13 protein-coding genes are annotated in these 18,071 nt (G+C 40.8%); 5 read left to right on the top strand and 8 right to left on the bottom strand.

Annotated features, from left to right (window positions below; translation table 11 throughout):
- Window positions 1-3 precede the first annotated feature (3 nt).
- On the bottom strand, window positions 4-1,245 hold the full coding sequence (locus JWR61_RS08650) for a c-type cytochrome (RefSeq protein ID WP_290340932.1): 1,242 nt from the start codon (window positions 1,243-1,245) through the stop codon (window positions 4-6).
- Between the two features lie 172 nt (window positions 1,246-1,417).
- Between JWR61_RS08650 and JWR61_RS08645 the strand changes: the two genes are divergently transcribed.
- From JWR61_RS08645 to JWR61_RS08635, 3 genes are all read left to right on the top strand, one after another.
- Window positions 1,418-2,347 (top strand): phosphoribosylglycinamide formyltransferase, encoded by a 930-nt coding sequence (locus tag JWR61_RS08645; RefSeq protein ID WP_301927444.1) that lies wholly within the window; start codon window positions 1,418-1,420, stop codon window positions 2,345-2,347.
- A gap of 114 nt (window positions 2,348-2,461) precedes the next feature.
- Complete coding sequence (locus JWR61_RS08640; RefSeq protein ID WP_290340937.1) at window positions 2,462-3,178, top strand: hypothetical protein; 717 nt, start codon at window positions 2,462-2,464, stop codon at window positions 3,176-3,178.
- A 34-nt stretch (window positions 3,179-3,212) separates the two neighbouring features.
- Entirely contained in the window at window positions 3,213-3,755 is a 543-nt protein-coding gene (locus JWR61_RS08635) for a hypothetical protein (protein WP_301927443.1), read from the top strand.
- Window positions 3,756-3,923: 168 nt separating this feature from the next.
- Here JWR61_RS08635 and JWR61_RS08630 read toward each other — a convergent pair whose 3' ends face one another.
- From JWR61_RS08630 to JWR61_RS08605, 6 genes are all read right to left on the bottom strand, one after another.
- Window positions 3,924-5,201 (bottom strand): hypothetical protein, encoded by a 1,278-nt coding sequence (locus tag JWR61_RS08630; RefSeq protein ID WP_301927442.1) that lies wholly within the window; start codon window positions 5,199-5,201, stop codon window positions 3,924-3,926.
- Between the two features lie 70 nt (window positions 5,202-5,271).
- Window positions 5,272-7,260 carry a dehydrogenase E1 component subunit alpha/beta gene (locus JWR61_RS08625; RefSeq protein ID WP_301927441.1) on the bottom strand — a complete coding sequence of 663 codons (1,989 nt, stop codon included), beginning with the start codon at window positions 7,258-7,260 and terminating at the stop codon, window positions 5,272-5,274.
- 293 nt (window positions 7,261-7,553) lie between these two features.
- A complete protein-coding gene (locus JWR61_RS08620) occupies window positions 7,554-7,913 on the bottom strand; it encodes a phage holin family protein (protein WP_301927440.1) in 360 nt (119 codons plus the stop codon).
- Between the two features lie 140 nt (window positions 7,914-8,053).
- Window positions 8,054-9,331 (bottom strand): pitrilysin family protein, encoded by a 1,278-nt coding sequence (locus JWR61_RS08615; protein WP_301927439.1) that lies wholly within the window; start codon window positions 9,329-9,331, stop codon window positions 8,054-8,056.
- 41 nt (window positions 9,332-9,372) lie between these two features.
- Window positions 9,373-10,611: a pitrilysin family protein gene (locus JWR61_RS08610; protein WP_301927438.1), complete on the bottom strand. Its 1,239-nt coding sequence runs from the start codon at window positions 10,609-10,611 to the stop codon at window positions 9,373-9,375.
- A gap of 36 nt (window positions 10,612-10,647) precedes the next feature.
- Window positions 10,648-11,817: an aspartyl protease family protein gene (locus JWR61_RS08605; RefSeq protein ID WP_301927437.1), complete on the bottom strand. Its 1,170-nt coding sequence runs from the start codon at window positions 11,815-11,817 to the stop codon at window positions 10,648-10,650.
- Window positions 11,818-12,028: 211 nt separating this feature from the next.
- Here JWR61_RS08605 and mqnC point away from each other — a divergent pair, with 211 nt between their 5' ends.
- A complete protein-coding gene (mqnC, locus tag JWR61_RS08600) occupies window positions 12,029-13,153 on the top strand; it encodes a cyclic dehypoxanthinyl futalosine synthase (protein ID WP_301927436.1) in 1,125 nt (374 codons plus the stop codon).
- A 124-nt stretch (window positions 13,154-13,277) separates the two neighbouring features.
- Window positions 13,278-13,787 (top strand): signal peptidase II, encoded by a 510-nt coding sequence (gene lspA, locus JWR61_RS08595; RefSeq protein ID WP_301927435.1) that lies wholly within the window; start codon window positions 13,278-13,280, stop codon window positions 13,785-13,787.
- A 335-nt stretch (window positions 13,788-14,122) separates the two neighbouring features.
- On the opposite strand, the gene JWR61_RS08590 is transcribed toward lspA, so the two are convergent.
- A complete protein-coding gene (locus tag JWR61_RS08590) occupies window positions 14,123-17,875 on the bottom strand; it encodes a DEAD/DEAH box helicase (protein ID WP_301927434.1) in 3,753 nt (1,250 codons plus the stop codon).
- Between the last annotated feature and the right edge of the window lie 196 nt (window positions 17,876-18,071).

The raw sequence follows: 18,071 nt of genomic DNA, 5'->3' as shown, positions 1-18,071 counted from the left end.
AAACTAATAGTGACATTTTTGACATTCTGTTCCACCGATTTTTTCTACCGTCACACTGTCAAGTTTGCCTTCTTTGATATCCTTGTGAAATTTCTCGTAGATGCTGTAAAATTTATTGCCTTCGCCAGATTCTTTATTATAAAAATTAACCTTGCTTTCCCTGTGACAATTGATACACCAGCCCATGCTTAAATCAGCAAACTGGTACACCTCGGGCATTTCCTGTATTGGACCATGACAAGTTTGGCACTGTTGTTTACCTACTTTAACGTGTTGGCTATGGTTGAAATAAACATGATCAGGCAGGTTATGGATTTTTATCCATTCAATAGCTTTACCCGGCTTATCATATTTTTTCGCGTCAGGATTCCATCCTGCATATTGATATAATTTCTGAATTTCAGCTGTTCCATTTACCGATTTGCCGTCTTCTCTTACAATGGGATCCCCTTTGTATTCCTTAATTGCCATGTGGCAATTCATACATACGTTTACAGATGGAATGTTTGCATGTTTGCTATCCTGGCTGCCACCGTGACAATACAAACAACTGATTTGGTTAGTACCTGCGTGTACTTTATGGGAATAGTAAATAGGTTGTTCAGGCTGATAATTTTTCATACGGCCAAGACCAATTGCCGCATTAATCGTAATGTAGCCACCCAGGCAAAACAATACCAGCACACCCATCATAATATAAGTCTTATTGCGGTAAAAAGGAACAGGTTCGGTACGGATGATACCATCTTTTTCGTCTGATAGTTTGCGCAGGCTGCTATTCACCTGTAATAATATTAAGGCAATTACGGCAAGTACCAGCGTTAAAATACCGAATAATAAAGAATTGTCTTCGGCCGGAGCACCTGCTGTACCTGCGGTTGGGGCAGCAGGGGCTTTATAATTATCTGCATAATCCAATATCGCTTTTATCTCCTCTTCCTTCAGGTTAAACTGGGTCATTTTGGCACCATATTTGGCTAAGAGTCCTTTAGCGTAAGGATCTGTTTCCACCATGGTATTTACATTATTTACCCATTTATATGCCCATGTTGGGTTCGGTTCCCTGCTTCTTGCTCCCTGTAATTTCGGACCTGTATAATCTTCCAGCGGTTTATGGCAGTTGGCACAGTTCGCTTTAAATAAGGCTTCACCATCAGCGGCGAAACTTATTTTGCTTGACGAAACCAATGCGATGAAAAGTAAACTTGCGAAGACTTTTGTTAAGATTTTTCTATAGCGACTCATACAGTTATTCGAATGCTTAAGTGGAAGAATATCCTTCTGTGGGTGCAAAAATAAGTTAGTATACCCACATAATATCAACATTGTAAAAAAAAATTTTTCCGCGTCCAGCTTGATTTTCAGCGGATTGTTTTACACTTATAATACATATTGTCATCTTTTTGTAAACAGATTTTTGCTGATAATTTTTGCAGGTTGGTTAGCAACTACCAGTTTTTTGATTGATTTTTGCCGGATGCTGCAAAAACTACAACAACGCTGGAAAGTAAATGGCATTAACCTCATTCTGATTATATTCACTTTTGCCATAGGAGGAAGCTTTTGCGGGCTTGCAGCAAGAAAAATACTGGCTATTACCTCCATTGAAGAGAAAACGATTTGGATATTTTCTTATATAGTACTGGTCAGTCTGTTATGGCCAGTCTGTGTGCTGCTGGTAAGCATTCCGTTTGGCCAGTTTTCCTTTTTTAAAGGATATCTTGTAAAGGTCTGGGACAAAATATCGGGTAAAAAAATACCAGACCCTCCATTAATAGCCATTTTTGCCAGTGGCGCAGGCAGCAACGCCCAAAAAATTATAGCCTATTTTAACGCTCATTCTGGAGCAGGTAAAGTGGCGCTGATTGTTTGTAACAAACCCGGAGCTGGTGTCCTGGATATTGCAAAACAACATCACATTAATACAATGCTGCTGGATAAAGAACAATTTTTTCATTCAGATAATTATATAAGTGAATTTAAAAAACTAGGTATACAATTTATTGTACTCGCTGGTTTTTTATGGAAAATCCCCTCCTCACTAATCAAAGCCTACCCCAATAAAATTGTAAATATTCATCCTGCCCTGTTACCCAAATATGGCGGTAAAGGGATGTATGGCAGCAAGGTACATGAGGCCGTTATTGCGGCAGGCGAAAAAGAAAGTGGTATTACCATTCATTATGTGGATGAACTATATGATCATGGCAACATCATTTATCAGGCAACCTGTAAAATTGATGCAGCAGATGATGCAGGCATACTGGCACAAAAAATTCATTTACTGGAGCATCAACATTACCCGACAGTTATTGAACAAGTATTAAAATTGCAAAATCGCAGTTAAAAGGCCTGTTATTTTACAGGAACAGCCTATGTTCGTGTAATATTGCGCTATATAATTTTCATCCTCTTGCAGCATTTTATAAAAACTCTTTGTTGTATACTTTTTTTTTGGCTGATGATTGGGTCGGTTGCAGCCCAGTTAACTATCAGTGGTACGGTATACGATTCGAGCCGAACGGTCCCTGTTAAAAACGTACTGGTAAAAAGCAGTGGAGGCATGACCGCTGTTACAGATTCAAGCGGACATTATGAAATTGGCGCATCCGACAAAGATTCGCTTACTTTCATTTACAATAATAAACCCACCGCCAGGTTCGCAATAAAGAATATTGAAAATATTGGCAGTTTTGATATTTCACTGCACATCAGATTAACAGAAAAATTCCGGACTTTAAAGGAAGTAAGGGTGTTTACCCGTAGTTTTAAAGAAGATTCCATTGCCAACAGGGAAGAGTATGCGAAGATATTCAATTACCAGCGGCCAGGTATCAGCACTTCGGTTTCAGATTATTCCGGTGGCGGCGGACTTGACCTGGATGAATTCATAAATATCTTTCGTTTTAAAAGAAACAAGCGGTTAAAGTATATGCAGAACCGGCTGCTGGAACAGGAGCAGGACACTTACATCAATTACCGTTTTAATAAAACGCTGGTAAAAAGAATAACCCGGCTGGAGGGTAAAGCGCTGGATACTTTCATGATTCGCTACCGTCCCGACTATGATTTTACGCAACGTACTTCTACCGCCGTTTTTTACCAGTATATTCTCAATGCATCTTACCAGTTTAAAAAAGAATTGTTAACCGGGGAAGCAAAAAAAGAAACGCCTTGATTATTCTGAAAATGATATTTTTGAAAAAAAATATATGGATCAAACTACCCTTGGCATAGGCACCCGGTTGCAGCATACTCAATTTGGACCAGGCGTTATTATCGGCGTTCGTTACGCAACTTATATGATCTCCTTTATTCATCATGGCATTAAAGAAATTGATAAAACTGACAATAGCCTTGATGAAATTATACCTGAAAACTGCACCGTTGAAGTGGAGACAGTTTCAGAAACCGAAAAGTCACTTTTAAAAATATTGCGTTTATGGGGGAATATGACAGAAGTAGTTCCGCTGGGCGAAAAGTGGATTGGCGGCATTTTATTATTGCAGCCAGCTGATAAAAATTTAAAGCCGAAAGAGGTTCCGGTAGCAGATTTTTTTCATAAGATAGTTATGCTGCGTGACAGGTTGCGGGTGCTGGAACAGAATATCAACAGTAATAAAAAATTAAGCGATGAAGAAAAAGTAAACATGCAACAATACATTACGCGTTGCTACGGTTCGCTTACCACATTTAATGTGTTGTTTAAAGATAAAGAGCATTGGTTTGTAGGAGATAAGGGCTCCGATAATTAACCCATTAAATGAGTTGCTTAAGAACCAGAAAACTTGGTTGTTTTTTGTTGTTATTATTTAATACTATAACAACGTGACAAATTTTATTTACAAATGCTGCAAAACAATTTGGACTAAAGTTCAATATTATTTGAAAAATTGTGGTACAGTGCAGAAAGACACTGCCTCCTATTTTACTGATTCCGCTGCCGGACTTTCAGCAATCAGCTTCAAAGCAGCATCCATATAAATTTCGCCGGTTAATTCACCGAGACATGTTTGGCTGATGTAATCATAGCGTTTAAAACTGTTGAAATCAACCTTGCTCAATATGTAGCCATAGGCATCATTTGTAAGGCCGAAAAGAAAAGGATGGCTGGTTTTCATATGCCTTTTTACATAATAGCTAATATTGGGAAGTGCTTCGCCGGGAACTGTTACAATCTGCGCTGTGCCTATGTTGAGCAGGTTTAATTGTGCGGTGACAATGCCCGGTTTTGCATGCGGATGTTTTAAGGGCGAGTTTTCAATTATGTATTGCATCATGGACGACTCTACCGGAAATTCAATCATCCTGGATGCACAATACAAAACAGGATCTTTTTGTTCCGGGGCTGCACCAACCAGGTGGAGCGCTTCGTCCGCCAGCAAATTTCCGATCCGTATACATTCCTGCCAGTCGTTTGCCTCTTTACCAATGTCACGTCGGTTGTCTGCCGTTACCATGCCCCCCTGCGCACTGTTCATAAATAATGCAACACCTCCAACAGCAGATTCAATTCTTTCATACAAAGGACCGCAGAGATCGGGACTTAATATGCCCTGCTCCGAACCAATCACTTCGGGGTGTATGGCATAATTTACAAGCGTAGCAATGGGTTTTCCTTTATTATTTCCTTCAGCCGCAATCGCCTGTATCACGCCGCAACGGGGATCATACAATTCATTAGCATAGTAGTTGTAGGCAATCTTACCTTTGGCTTCACCTACTGCAATTTTTAACGTTGCCGGGGCCAGTTTTTTTACTGCTTCATTTACAGCATCCGCTATTTGTTGTGTACACCAGTCAAGGTATTTTAAATCGGCTCCGGTTTTTCCTTTTTCATCCGGAAAAGCGTAGGCATCCGGTGCACTGTGTGTATGCGTACAGCCGATCAGAATGTTTGCCGGAGTAATCCCTTTTATCAGCGCCCTCGATTTATTACCCAGGATGGACGACCAGCCAAGATTATCAATGTTTACTATGGCAATTCTTGTTGCCCCTTTTTCTAATACCAAAGCCCGCACAAACAAGTCTCCTTTTTTAGAAGTAACTGCGTTGGGTAAACCAACACCGCCGGAGACGGGTAACAACGGATTGGGAGTAATTATTCTTACAGAAGCTGCAGCTTTCAACGTTTGCGCATAGCTGAACTTGCCTGTATACAGGGCAAGAAGAAATGCCGTAAATAAAATACACTGTTTCATACAAATAAAATTATACAATCAGCTAGCCTGACCTTATAAAATAATATCATGCTTACAGCAATCCTTACCGTTAATAATTCATCAGTTTCTCCACACATTCATGCAACCGGCTGTAGGCCATAAAATTTTTCTCCAGTTCAATATTGAAGGGAATGGGTGTATCAAGACTTGCGCAGCGTATCACAGGGGCATCGAGAAATTCAAAACAGTGCTCCCCAATCCAGGCGGCTATTTCGCCACCGATACCGCCTGTTAACGTGTCTTCATGCAACAATAAGGCCTTTCCCGTAGCTTGTACCGCAGCTTTGATTGCGGAATAATCCAGTGGTAATAATGTGCGCAAATCCAAAATATACACAGCTAATTTGGGATGGTCTTTTGCATATTGTATCGCCCAGTGTACGCCTGCGCCATAAGTAATAATGCTGAGGTCGCCGCCGGTTTGTACCAGTCTCGCCTTGCCTATTTCAATTTCAAAATAGGCTTCCGGCACAAGCCCGCTGATGCTTCTGTACAAAGCTTTGTGTTCAAAAAACAATATGGGGTTAGGGTCGTTGATGGCCGCAATTAACAGCCCTTTGGCATCCATTGGGGTGGATGGGTAGACCACTTTCAAACCGGGTGTATGTACAAACCACGCCTCATTACTCTGGCTGTGAAAGGGCCCTGCCCCAACGCCACCGCCCGTTGGCATTCGTATTACCACATCGGCATTTTGTCCCCAGCGGTAATGAATTTTTGCCAGGTTATTGACTACCTGGTTAAAGCCCACGGTAACAAAATCAGCAAACTGCATTTCCATCATCGCCTTGTATCCTTCCATTGATAAACCAAGCGCTGCACCTACAATGGCGCTTTCGCAAATAGGCGTATTGCGTACTCTTTCCTTACCAAATTTTTCTACTAATCCTTCGGTTATTTTAAAAGCGCCGCCATATTCCGCAATGTCCTGGCCCATCAATATTAAATTATCATGCTGTTGCATTGATTGATACAACCCTTCTTTAATCCCGTCTATAAAACGTTTTTCAGGATGGGTATTACCGGGCGTTTCCTGAAAGTAAACCGGCTTCTTTTCCGGCCAGGCGTAAATGTCTTCCAGTTCTTCTTCTGTGTCAGCAATAACAGGTGTTGAGTCATACCCGGTGTGTAATTCGCTCTCGATATATTCCCTGCATTCATTGCGGATATCCATAATAGTTAGTTCCGTCAACACTTCCTGTTGCAGCAGGTAATCTTCATAATTTTTGATGGGGTCTTTTTGCTGCCACAAATCAAATAAATGCGCTGGTACATATTTAGTACCACTTGCCTCTTCGTGGCCCCGCATCCTGAAAGTCATGCACTCTACCAGGTAAGGTTTTTGGTTATGGATACAATAGTCTTTTACCCCCCGGATGGTGTCGTATACTTCCAGGATATTATTGCCCTCAATCTGAATACCTTCCATGCCATAACCACGGGCTTTTTCTACCAGGCTGAAACAACGGTACTGTTCACTCACGGGTGTGCTCAACCCATAGCCATTGTTTTCTATTACAAAAATTACCGGCAGATCCCATACGGCGGCTACATTTAATGCTTCATGAAAATCACCTTCGCTGGTACCTCCATCACCTGTAAATGCTACAGCTACTTTATCGCTCCCCGACAATTTATACGCCAGTGCTACTCCATCAGCAATGGCCATTTGCGGACCAAGATGTGATATCATGCCGCAGATATGGTGCTCTTTACTGCCAAAATGAAAACTTCTTTCGCGCCCTTTACTGTATCCGCCTTTACTGCCCTGCCATTGTTTAAATAATTTATTCAGCGGCATTTTTCTTGTTGTAAATACACCCAGGTTTCTATGCAAGGGCATAATCCATTCATCAGGTTGCAATGCCATGGTAACACCTGTGGAGATGGCTTCCTGACCGATGCCGCTGAACCATTTAGAAATTTTTCCCTGGCGCAATAATACCAGCATTTTTTCTTCAATCATTCTCGGGAGCAACAGATTTTTATACAGGCTGATAAGTTCTTCGCCGGAATAATTTTTTCTATGGAATTGCATACCCTTTTGTTTAGTGGATGAATCAGGACGTGAAGTTAATGGATGTTAGTGAGCGCACAAACGCTTTACGGAAATGTCTGATGGCTGATTTTTTGATGAATGATTTCTTTACATTTCCCGGCTTGTTATTTATCTGAAAGTGTGATAAACTATTGTCTGGTGTGGGCCTTCGCAGCCAGTGAAAGAAAATTGAGTTGCTTTTTTATAGGCTATTGAAACGCCTAAAAGTAATAATGGTTTATTGAGGCCGAATAAAAAAAAGAGGTTTGAGAGAAGGTAACTGTATTTTGCAACTACCTGCTTTTTTGATCAGGAAAAGCCCGCTTGTGTACAAACGAATTAAAGAAGGAAAGTACTACGCTAAACAATAACGCATACCAGAAACCATCCACCTGGAAACCGTGTACAAAATGGGCATCCAGTAAAATGATGCAGGCATTGATTACAAATAAAAAGAGACCGAGGGTCAAAATGGTGGCGGGCAATGTCAACAAAATCAGCAAGGGTTTTACTATTGCATCCAGCACCGCCAGTACCAGTGCTACTATTACCGCGGTTACAATATTGTTATTTACAATTTCTACTCCGGGTAAAATGGCTGCCAGTATAAAAACGTTTACCGTAGTAATCAGAATTTTATATACGAAGTTCATTTGCTGCGCTTATCCTTTAAAGATAATAGTATTATTTATCAATTCTAAACAGGCTTGTGAAATTTGACCAATGTTTAAAAAAATCACCCTGTGAGAAGCGTCTGCATAACATTTTCCTTCAAACTTCCAGGCCATTATTTCTAAATAACAACCAGCTCATAAAAGGCTTCCGGCTGCAGGTATTTATTGGCCAGTTCCCTTAAAGCTTCTGCCGGGATGGTTTTGATCATTTTTACCGAATCATAAAAATACTGTTCGTCTAAATTATTGAGCACAATATTTTTCCAGCGGCCAATAATGTGGAATGGACCATCCAGGTCGCCAAGAATACTACCGATAAGATAGTTGCGAACCAACAGCAATTCTTCTTCGTCAATCAGTTCTTCCCTTAATATTTTCATTTCCTTATACACTTCTTCCACGGTTGCTTCGGCTACATCTTTACCAGCCTCTGTGCTAATGAGCAAAGCGGAATCCTGCAGGTGGTTTTGTACATAGCTGTGTATGCCGTATGTATAGCCTTTATCTTCCCTGATATTGCTCATTAACCTGGAACCGAAAAAGCCACCGAACACTGTGTTAAGCACCATCATCTTCATAAAATCAGGGTGGTGACGGTTGGGGAAATCGCGGGCAATCCTGATAGCGCCCTGCACACCTTCGGAATCGTTGACAACCCGGTATTTTTTTGTGGCTGCCGGCACAATAGTCTTCGTAACCAACAGTGCGCCTGGTTTCAGACTTAGTTTCCCAAATTGTGTATTTAATAGATCAAATAAATTGCCGGGCAGTTTACCGGCTACAAATATTACACAGTGGCCGTTTAAATAATATTGATTGAAATGCTCTTTCAGTTGTGCGGTAGTTAGTGCATCGTAGTCTGCAGCTACAATATATTTACCATATGGATGATCTTCGCCAAATACATAAGCATCTATCAAACGGTTGGCAACAAAATCGCATTTTTGCAGATTGACGGATAACTTTTGTTTGCTGTTTTGTTTATAAATGGCCAGCTCTTGTTCTGGAAAAATTGAATCGGCAACCATCTCCGTTACAACGGGCAGCACCGCACTCAAATGTTTGGTTAAGGTGTGCAGTGTCAGCGACGCTGTTTCATGCTTGCAGGTCCGGTTACAATAGGCACCATAATATTCAAAGTGTTCATTTAACTCAAAAGCAGTTTTGGTGGAAGTGCCGTTTTTTAGCATATAGCTTGTGGCAGCGGCAACCGCATTGCTTCTTTCAAAACTGTTACCGGCATAAAATATCATTTCCATCTGCAGTACATCCTGGGCGCCGGCATCAATAGCGTACACTTCAACCCCGTTATCCAGAACCATTTTTTCGTATGGTTTCAGCTGAAGGTCAAATTCAATGGCATCTTTTATATAGGGCGGCGTTGTTCTGTTTAGCATGTAATATGTGCTTTTCATGTTCCTGCAACAGGAAACGTTATTTAGTTATTGGAATAATAATACAGCGTGCTGCAATTATTTTCATTAAAAATGGCTTTGCTTTCATTCAGCAATTCTTCTGTTGTAACAGCCTGGTATTTGTTTAGCTCAGTATTGATCAGTTCAGCATCGCCCAGTAATTCGTACATCGCCAGATTGGTAGCCCGGCTCATCACGCTCATATCTTCAAAAGCCAGGCTGCTTTCCGTTTTGTTTTTTACTTTTTGCAGCTCCTTTTCGGTAATGCCTTTTTGCTGAAGGGTATAAATTTCTTCCATCAGCGCCGCCTCGGCATCTTTCATTTGTACGCCTTTTACCAGCTTACCTTCTATACTCAACAAACCGGCATCCGTACTACCCGAATGTGAACATTCAATATTGCTGAACAATTGTTTTTCCTTAACCAGGGCCTGGAATAAACGGGATGAACCTCCGCCACTTAATATTTCTGTAATTAAATCGGTCACGTAATAGCGGTCATCCAGCCGGGAGCAAATGTGCCAGCATTTGTACAAGGCATCTATCGGTACATTGGCTTTTACTTCTGCTGTTCTCGGCGCGGTTTGTGGCGGTTCAACAGGCAAGTTGCGAATGTATTTTGTACCTGAAGGAATTGGCCCAAACCATTTTTCTGCCAGCGCTTTTACCGCTTCTGCAGTGATGTTGCCTGCAACTACCAATATGGCATTTACCGGTGTATAATGCTTGTAAAAAAAATCCTTTACATCCTGCAAAGTGGCATCTTCCACGTGTTTCAATTCTTTGCCTATGGTCATCCAGCGGTAGGGATGTTTGCTGTAAGCCAGCTCCCGCATTTTATGCCAAACATCACCGTAGGGTTTATTGATGTAGTGCTCCTTAAACTCTTCGCATACAACTTTACGCTGTACATCCAGGCTTTTGGCATCAAAAGCAAGACTTAACATACGGTCACTTTCCAGCCAAAAAGCAGTTTCAATATTTTCTGCCGGTAACTGGCAATAATAATTGGTAAGATCATTGGTGGTAAAAGCATTGTTTTCGCCGCCTGCCACCTGTAAAGGCTCATCATAGGTGGGAATGTTGATGCTGCCGCCGAACATCAGGTGTTCAAACAAATGTGCAAAGCCTGTCTTTTCGGGGTTTTCGTCTTTTGCACCTACATCATAAATAACATTTACTACTGCCATCGGGGTACTCGTATCGGTGTGTACCAATACCCTTAGTCCGTTATCAAGGGTAAATTTCTCATATTGAATCATTGGGCAAAGTTAGGGTAGAGTTGTTATAAACTTTTGCTATAAAATAGTTTTTGGTTTAATAAAAAGTTGTTTCAGTTCTCCTTTTCTCCGCACGATAATTTTAATTTTTTCCTTGGCAGATTGTAAGATGTCTTTGTATTGCATGATATTATTACTGAAATTATTGTTGACACTAATAATAATATCATCTTTAAGGATACCGGCCCTTTCCGCAGGTGAGCCTGGTATAATATCATCCACCAGGATATTGCCATCAACAAAATAAGCAGCCATGCCCGTATAGGAATAATCAAAGGGATCAGCAAAATGAGTGTTTGGCTGCAGGTGAATTTCGCGTTTGGGGTAATTGATAACCAGGTTAAAGCGCCGTAACAAATCGTTGCCCAGCAATCCGCCAACATTTGGATAAGAGGTTACATTAAATTCATCACTGTATAAATAAGTTGGAACGTTTCTGAATTTATATCGGCCTACCTGCAACAGTTTTATCACGGTAACCCTCATTTGGATTTTACCGCCCATTCCTTCCGCCTGTGTCAACATCGGCCTTCGTTTTGAAAGCAGGATGGCACTGTCCTCAGCGAACCTGTCGCTCATTAAAAAGCAAAGGCCGGCTCCGGTATCAAAATAAAAATTGAAATCAATTTTACGCCTGTCTTTTATAGCCAGGTTTTGTATAGGCAGGGTAGTAAACAGCGGATGAAGCAACGAGCCATTTTTAGGATAAGTTATTTCCCCGGGGCTATACACTTCTATTATCGAACTGTCGAAATTTACTTTTACAATATAGCGCCTGAAAAAACTATACCCGATAATGCCATCCACCTTTTCACCATAGACACTGGTCAACACGTCGTAGTCATTTATATGAAAATTTAATCGTTCAATAGATAAACCAGGAAAATGCAGTGTTTGGTTAAAAGCAAAACTAACTTTATGACTATTACCCATACCGGTGATGATGGTGTCGGAGGGTGTTAGTTTAATATTAAGATGAGCTGCAGTGGAAGAGTCAAGGGAGATGCCGCCGCTGCCTGTATCCAGTATAAAATTGAGGGAATCTTTTATATTGTTCAACTTTGCTTTTATTACCATTACACCGCCACTAAATTGTTTAAACGGAAATTTGGTAAGATAATTTGCTTTAAGCACGGGTGTCAACAATTCCTGCCCATAACAATTTACCGCAAAAAGTATTGTAATCAATAAGCAGATTTTCCTAATCATCCCAAAATATATTTACGTTATCGCGGTTATCAGTTAAGTCCGACACTGATACGTATAAAATAACCTGCAGGCAGCTTCAGTATGGCAAATGCTGTAACAGGCAGCAGAAGGCAGGTATAATTATTTTGCCTGTAAATAAATATACAACCTAATGAGTGTAATTTTGTTACTTATTATTTAAAAGGTGTTTATGCAACTAGACGAATTATATCAGAAAGCGCTGGCTTTTGAATTTTTAACGGTAGAAGAAGGTGTTTTTTTATTTGAACATGCGCCCCTGGCGGAATTAATGTTTGTGGCCAATGAACTGCGGATAAAACAAGTACCTCATGGAAAAGTGACATGGATTATTGACAGGAACTTAAATACTACCAACGTATGTATTGCCAACTGCAAATTCTGTAATTTTTACCGTGTTCCCGGGCATCCTGAAGCCTATATAACAGATATAGCAACCTATAAAAGAAAAATTGATGAAACCATCCGGTATGGTGGTGAGCAATTGCTGTTGCAGGGTGGTCATCATCCCGACTTAGGTTTAAGCTATTACACAGGCTTGTTTAAAGAATTGAAAAGCTTATATCCTAACATAAAGTTGCATACGCTTGGGCCGCCGGAAGTAGCTCATATTACCAAGTTGGAAAAAAGTACGCACAGAGAAGTTTTGATGGCGTTAAAAGAAGCCGGTCTTGACAGTTTACCAGGCCCCGGAGCAGAAATATTGACGGACAGGGTGCGTCGCCTGATCAGCAAAGGAAAATGTGGCAGCCAGGAGTGGCTGGATATTATGCATGAAGCACACGAATTAAACATTACAACCAGTGCTACCATGATGTTTGGCCATGTAGAAACCATTACCGAACGTTTTGAGCATTTAGCAAAAATAAGAGAAGTACAAAGTCGCAAACCGGAAAATGCGAAAGGCTTTATCGCCTTTATTCCATGGACTTTCCAGGATGTAGATACATTGCTGGCCAAAATAAGGGGTGTACACAACCTCACAACAGCCGAGGAATACATACGAATGATTGCGATGAGCCGGATTATGTTGCCCAATGTAAAAAATATCCAGGCCAGCTGGCTTACGGTAGGTAAAAAAACAGCCCAGTTGTGTTTAAATGCAGGCGCCAATGATTTTGGCAGTATCATGATTGAAGAAAATGTGGTAAGTGCCGCGGGCGCCCCGCATCGCTTTACCAGCAAAGGAATACAGGATGCCATTAAAGAAGCCGGCTTTGAACCACAGTTACGCAACCAGCAATATGAGTTCAGGCAGATGCCTGTTATGATGGAAGAACAGGTAATTGATTATTAAACAGGTGTTGATCTGAAGTGATTAGGCCTTTTAAAGGGTTGTTAATTGATCAACAAACTTTCTTTCTTTTTGATAATGCTTGATATCTAGGCAACCCAATATTATACACTTTCACATTGATGATATGAAAACCAGGATTAAAATTTTATTGTTTTGCGTTAGCTGTTTTGCATTCATCAGCTGCGACAGAATTACAAAAGACATTGCAAAACAACAACTTAAAAACAAGGAACCGTTGTCTTATATGCATGATACGGTAAGACTGGAATACGTTGAAAACACTGGCGCAGCAATGAGTTTGGGCGACGACCTTCCGGTAAAAGCCAGCTTTTGGCTGTTGAGTATATTACCGCTTGCCTTTTTGCTGGGCCTGTTTACATATACGCTGAAAAATCTCCGTAACATGAATCCCATGAAAGTCTTTTCCCTGGCCCTTTTGTTTTCAGGTGGTATCGGTAATATTGTTGACCGTATTTTATTTGACCGGCATGTTACCGATTTTATGAATGTGGGACTGGGAAGTATAAGGACGGGCATTTTTAATATAGCAGATATGTGTGTGACAGCTGGCGCTATCGGGCTTCTTCTTTTTTACCAGGATAAAAGGCCAGCGCAGGCTAAAACTTCTTTTTAAAAAAAATCTTGTTGGTATACAATATTTTTTTCATTGCTGAGTTATTAACATAACGGCCACAATTGTGGATAAAATTTCGGAAAATACTACTTGTAAAATTACGAACATCCACGCTTGTTATGCTTGATCCTATCAATTAGCTTTATGAATTAAAAAACCAATGATATGAAAAACCCAAACCAACCAAAATCCTCCTCCATGCCTTCTTTTGTAAAATTTTTTTTCAACGCTTTTAAAAGTGTATTTACTTCGGAATCGCAGAACGAATTTTCAAGGCTTAAAAATTTTATTGCCTCTTGATAAATACTTTATTAAGAAAAAAGGTTGCCATTTACTTAGCTGAATAAATATTCCACATCTGCTTTACTGAGTGCTTTCACAAAATTAATATCGTCAGAAATTAATTCGCTCGCGAGTTTGCGCTTACGTTCCTGCAGCTGCAGAATTTTATCTTCTATCGTGTCTATACAAATCATCCGGTAAGCAAAAATATTTTTTGTTTGTCCGATACGATGTGTACGGTCAATAGCTTGTTGTTCAACAGCCGGGTTCCACCATGGGTCGACGATATACACATAGTCTGCTGCAGTTAAGTTCAAACCCACACCTCCGGCTTTTAACGAGATAAGAAATACCCTGCACTCATCGTTGTTCTGGAAATTGTCTATTGCCCTCTGCCTGTCGGTAATACTGGTGCTACCATCAAAATATTCATAAGGAATACCCTGCTCCGTAAGTTTTTCTCTTATAAGTGCAAGCATGCCCAGGAACTGCGAAAATACGAGCGCCTTGTGTTCACCAATGTTTTCAAATATCTCCCTGGTTAATTCATCCAGTTTAATCGAGTGATTGGGATATTTTTCTTCTTCGTTCAAAATAGCAGGACTATCACATATCTGCCGCAGTTTCATCAAGCCCTGTAAAATGGTCAACTGTGATTTATCTATACCCTGCTGATCGATTACGCCCATGATCTTATCCCGGTAACTGTTCCGGTAAGCATCATAAATTTTTCGCTGCTCTTTTTCCATTTCGCAAAACAGGATGGTTTCTGTTTTTTCCGGTAAATCTTTAGCCACCTGCTCCTTGGTACGCCTTAAAATAAATGGATATAACAATTTGCGCAGGTGGTCTTTTTGTTCCTGTTCGCCAAATTTATCAATCGGTGTTGCAAACTCATTCCTGAAAAAATCCATACTGCCCAGCAAGCCCGGATTCAAAAAATTCATCTGGGCAAAAATATCAAACGTATTGTTTTGCAATGGTGTACCGCTCATGCACAAGCGGTTCTTTGCTATTAATAAACAGGCAGCTTTTGTAACTTTAGATGCCGGGTTTTTAATCGCCTGGCTTTCATCCAGCACCACATAATCATACATAATTTTCATCAGCGTTTGTATATCGCTGCGCAGCGTTCCGTAAGTAGTAATTACCACATTTACTTTCTGCAATTCTGCCACATCCCGGGTACGCATACTGCCGTGATGAATCAGCCAGGTAAGTTCGGGCGTGAATTTTTTAATTTCATTCTCCCAGTTATAGATCAGGGTGGTTGGGCAAATTACAATCGCCCTTAGACCGGCTTCCTGTGTTTTGTATTGTTGCAGCATGGTGAGCGCCTGTACGGTTTTACCCAAACCCATGTCATCCGCTAAAATACCTCCCCAGCCTACTTCGTTCAGATAATTCAGCCATTGATAACCTGCAGTTTGATAAGGACGTAACACAGCCTGTAATTCAGCCGGAACAGCTATTTCCGGTATTTGCTTGTATTCTCTCAGGCGTTGAAATTTCTCGTCCAGCGCAAAGCTTAATTCTGTGGCATCCCTGTTTTCATACAGCTCATCAATCACACTCATGTGGTATTTTGACAAACGCAGTTTATCATTTTTACCATCGCCTACTTTAAATAACAGCGAGTATCGCTTCAACCATTCATCCGGCAAAATGCCCAGTGTGCCGTCACCCAGCTGTACAAAAGATTGTTTGGCTGCGAGGGCCTTTTTAATATCATTGATTCCCACACGCTGACCTTCAAAATCAATCTCCACTTTGGCATCAAACCAGTCCAACCCGCTGCTGACGTGTATGTGCGTAGATGGCCGGGCAGTATTGAACCGGAAGTTGCGCAAAGCCTCAAAACCAAACACAGGAATTTTGGCTTCCTTCATAGCATCCACAAACAAAAAGAACCAGTTATTGCGCAATACATCCGATCCTTTTAAAATTAAACTGTTGCCTTCCTGCGGTTGAATAAACTGGGAATGCAGGGAAGACAACATGTCTGTAAACCGTTGCTCTGCCTCCCTGTTGCGATGTACAATCAATATCTTATCACCGTCCGGGATGGTAATGGTCTCTTTATCGGTAGCCCTTGTTTCAAACCCCTGGTAGGTAAAAATGGGCTGAAAAACCAGGTAATCGCCCTTTTCCTGCAACATCAGTTTCACTTCCGGCTCGCCGCTTTTTATTTCTTTTACCAGCGACTTGTCAAACTCCACCTTATATTCCTTGGTCAAGGGCATGATGGTCTTTTGCATCTGCGCCGCCCAGTTTTCCTTGCTCAATTTTACATTGCCGTTTTTAATAAATTTTTCTGCCTGTAAAACATCTTCTGCTTTTTGCCACAGGTAAAAAATATGATTGTATAAAAACAACAGGCTGTTGCTGCATTCATTACCTGTAACAGGTTGCGCCGCACCATTGATATTAAAGCGGCACTGCAACTCAAAATAATCATCTTTAGCTACTATTTTAAACTGCGGTTCAATAAAATTATCGCTCAATGCTACTTCAACCAGGTTTTCTGTTTTAAAAGCCTTGTGTTTTGGCAGGTAATATACAAAAGGATTTTCCCGCTGCTCTTCAAACAGCTTCTTCAGCTTTGGTTGCAGGTATTCAGTTATAAGCAATTTCGTTTCCTCAGGAAATTCATCACCATCCGTTTGAATAATATTTTCCCAAATGCCGCTGAAAGGTGAATTCCTGTTGAGGTATTTATTTACTTCCGAGGCCTGCAATTTGCGTATCTGCTGCAGCAGTATTTTATCATCTTCACTGAATATTTCAGTGTTTACATATTTTGTAAGATCCAGTTTTTCAATCTTGCCCAATAACTTTTTGTTGTCTTCATCAGCATCTCCCTGAACCGCATCAACAACAAAATATGGATAGGCTGTGGTATTGAAATTAAAGATCAGCCCCAGTCTTTTTAGAGGAACTTCAACCGTGGCTACTTCAGGTTGTGCTCTTGGAGCTTCGTGCATATAAGATGGTCTTTCAACCGGCGCCACTGCCGCCACCCTTTTTATACTGGTATCCAGCACTTTTAAAAAGGGCTTGCCATCTTTATAAACAAATTCAAATTTGCCGGCAAGGTCATCAGTTAAACTGTAACCGTATATCTGCAGTAATTTATTTTTCTCTTTATCCCAGTTACGGATGGTATCAAAATAGTATGGACCATATGTTTGCAGCAATTGTAAAAACAAAATGGTTTTATGCACGCAAAGCGGATGGTCTGTTTCACTGCACCGGCAGGACGTATCAAAATTACGCTCATCATTTTTTTGTATTACCAGTGGGTAAGTCTGACCCTCGTAATCCAGCGAAGCTTCCACTCTTTCATTGGCAGCGACAATGATCTTCGCTTTATTTTTCAGTACGAAGTTTTCAGCAGCTTCAAAAATTTCCGGGGATGACAATACCCGCATTACTTTCAACTCAATATTTTTCATCTTGGCCACCGTGTGCAGCTGGCTGTACTGCAGGTTAGATGACCCAAGCAAATTTTTATCTACCAGTTCCTGCAATTTAAAAAGCGCAGCTACTTCATGCCGGCAGATATCGCCTAAATTATAAGGACAGCCGCAGCGTAGAGACAGTGCCTGCGGATCATTGTATTTGCTGACAGCCACTTTGTAAAACGTACTGTAGGTATCATCTTTTACCCTGAACACTACACTGTTCATCAGTTCATCATGTTCCACCATTTCTACATAGCCGATAGCGTGGATTTTTTTTCCACGGCGTATTACTTCGTCGGATCCGGTATTGTAAACGTATTTAATGAGATGTGAAAGGGCCATACAATGTTTTTGATTCCAGCCTGGATTTCTTCCTGCAGATTATTATTTAACCCCCGTCGCAACCGGTTTGTTGAAAGGGTTAGATTAAAGTCATGCTTTCGAAAAGGCAATTTGCAAAAGTAACAAAAAATAAAGAAAGGCGGTGTATGAAAGAGCTTTGTGCAGAAAACAAAAATTATATCTGTTTATTAAATGG

The sequence above is a fragment of the Ferruginibacter sp. genome (genome assembly GCF_028288465.1).
Lineage (GTDB): Bacteria > Bacteroidota > Bacteroidia > Chitinophagales > Chitinophagaceae > Ferruginibacter.
The sequence above is the reverse complement of the archived record's forward strand: the minus strand, read 5'-3'. Positions and strand labels throughout refer to the sequence as shown.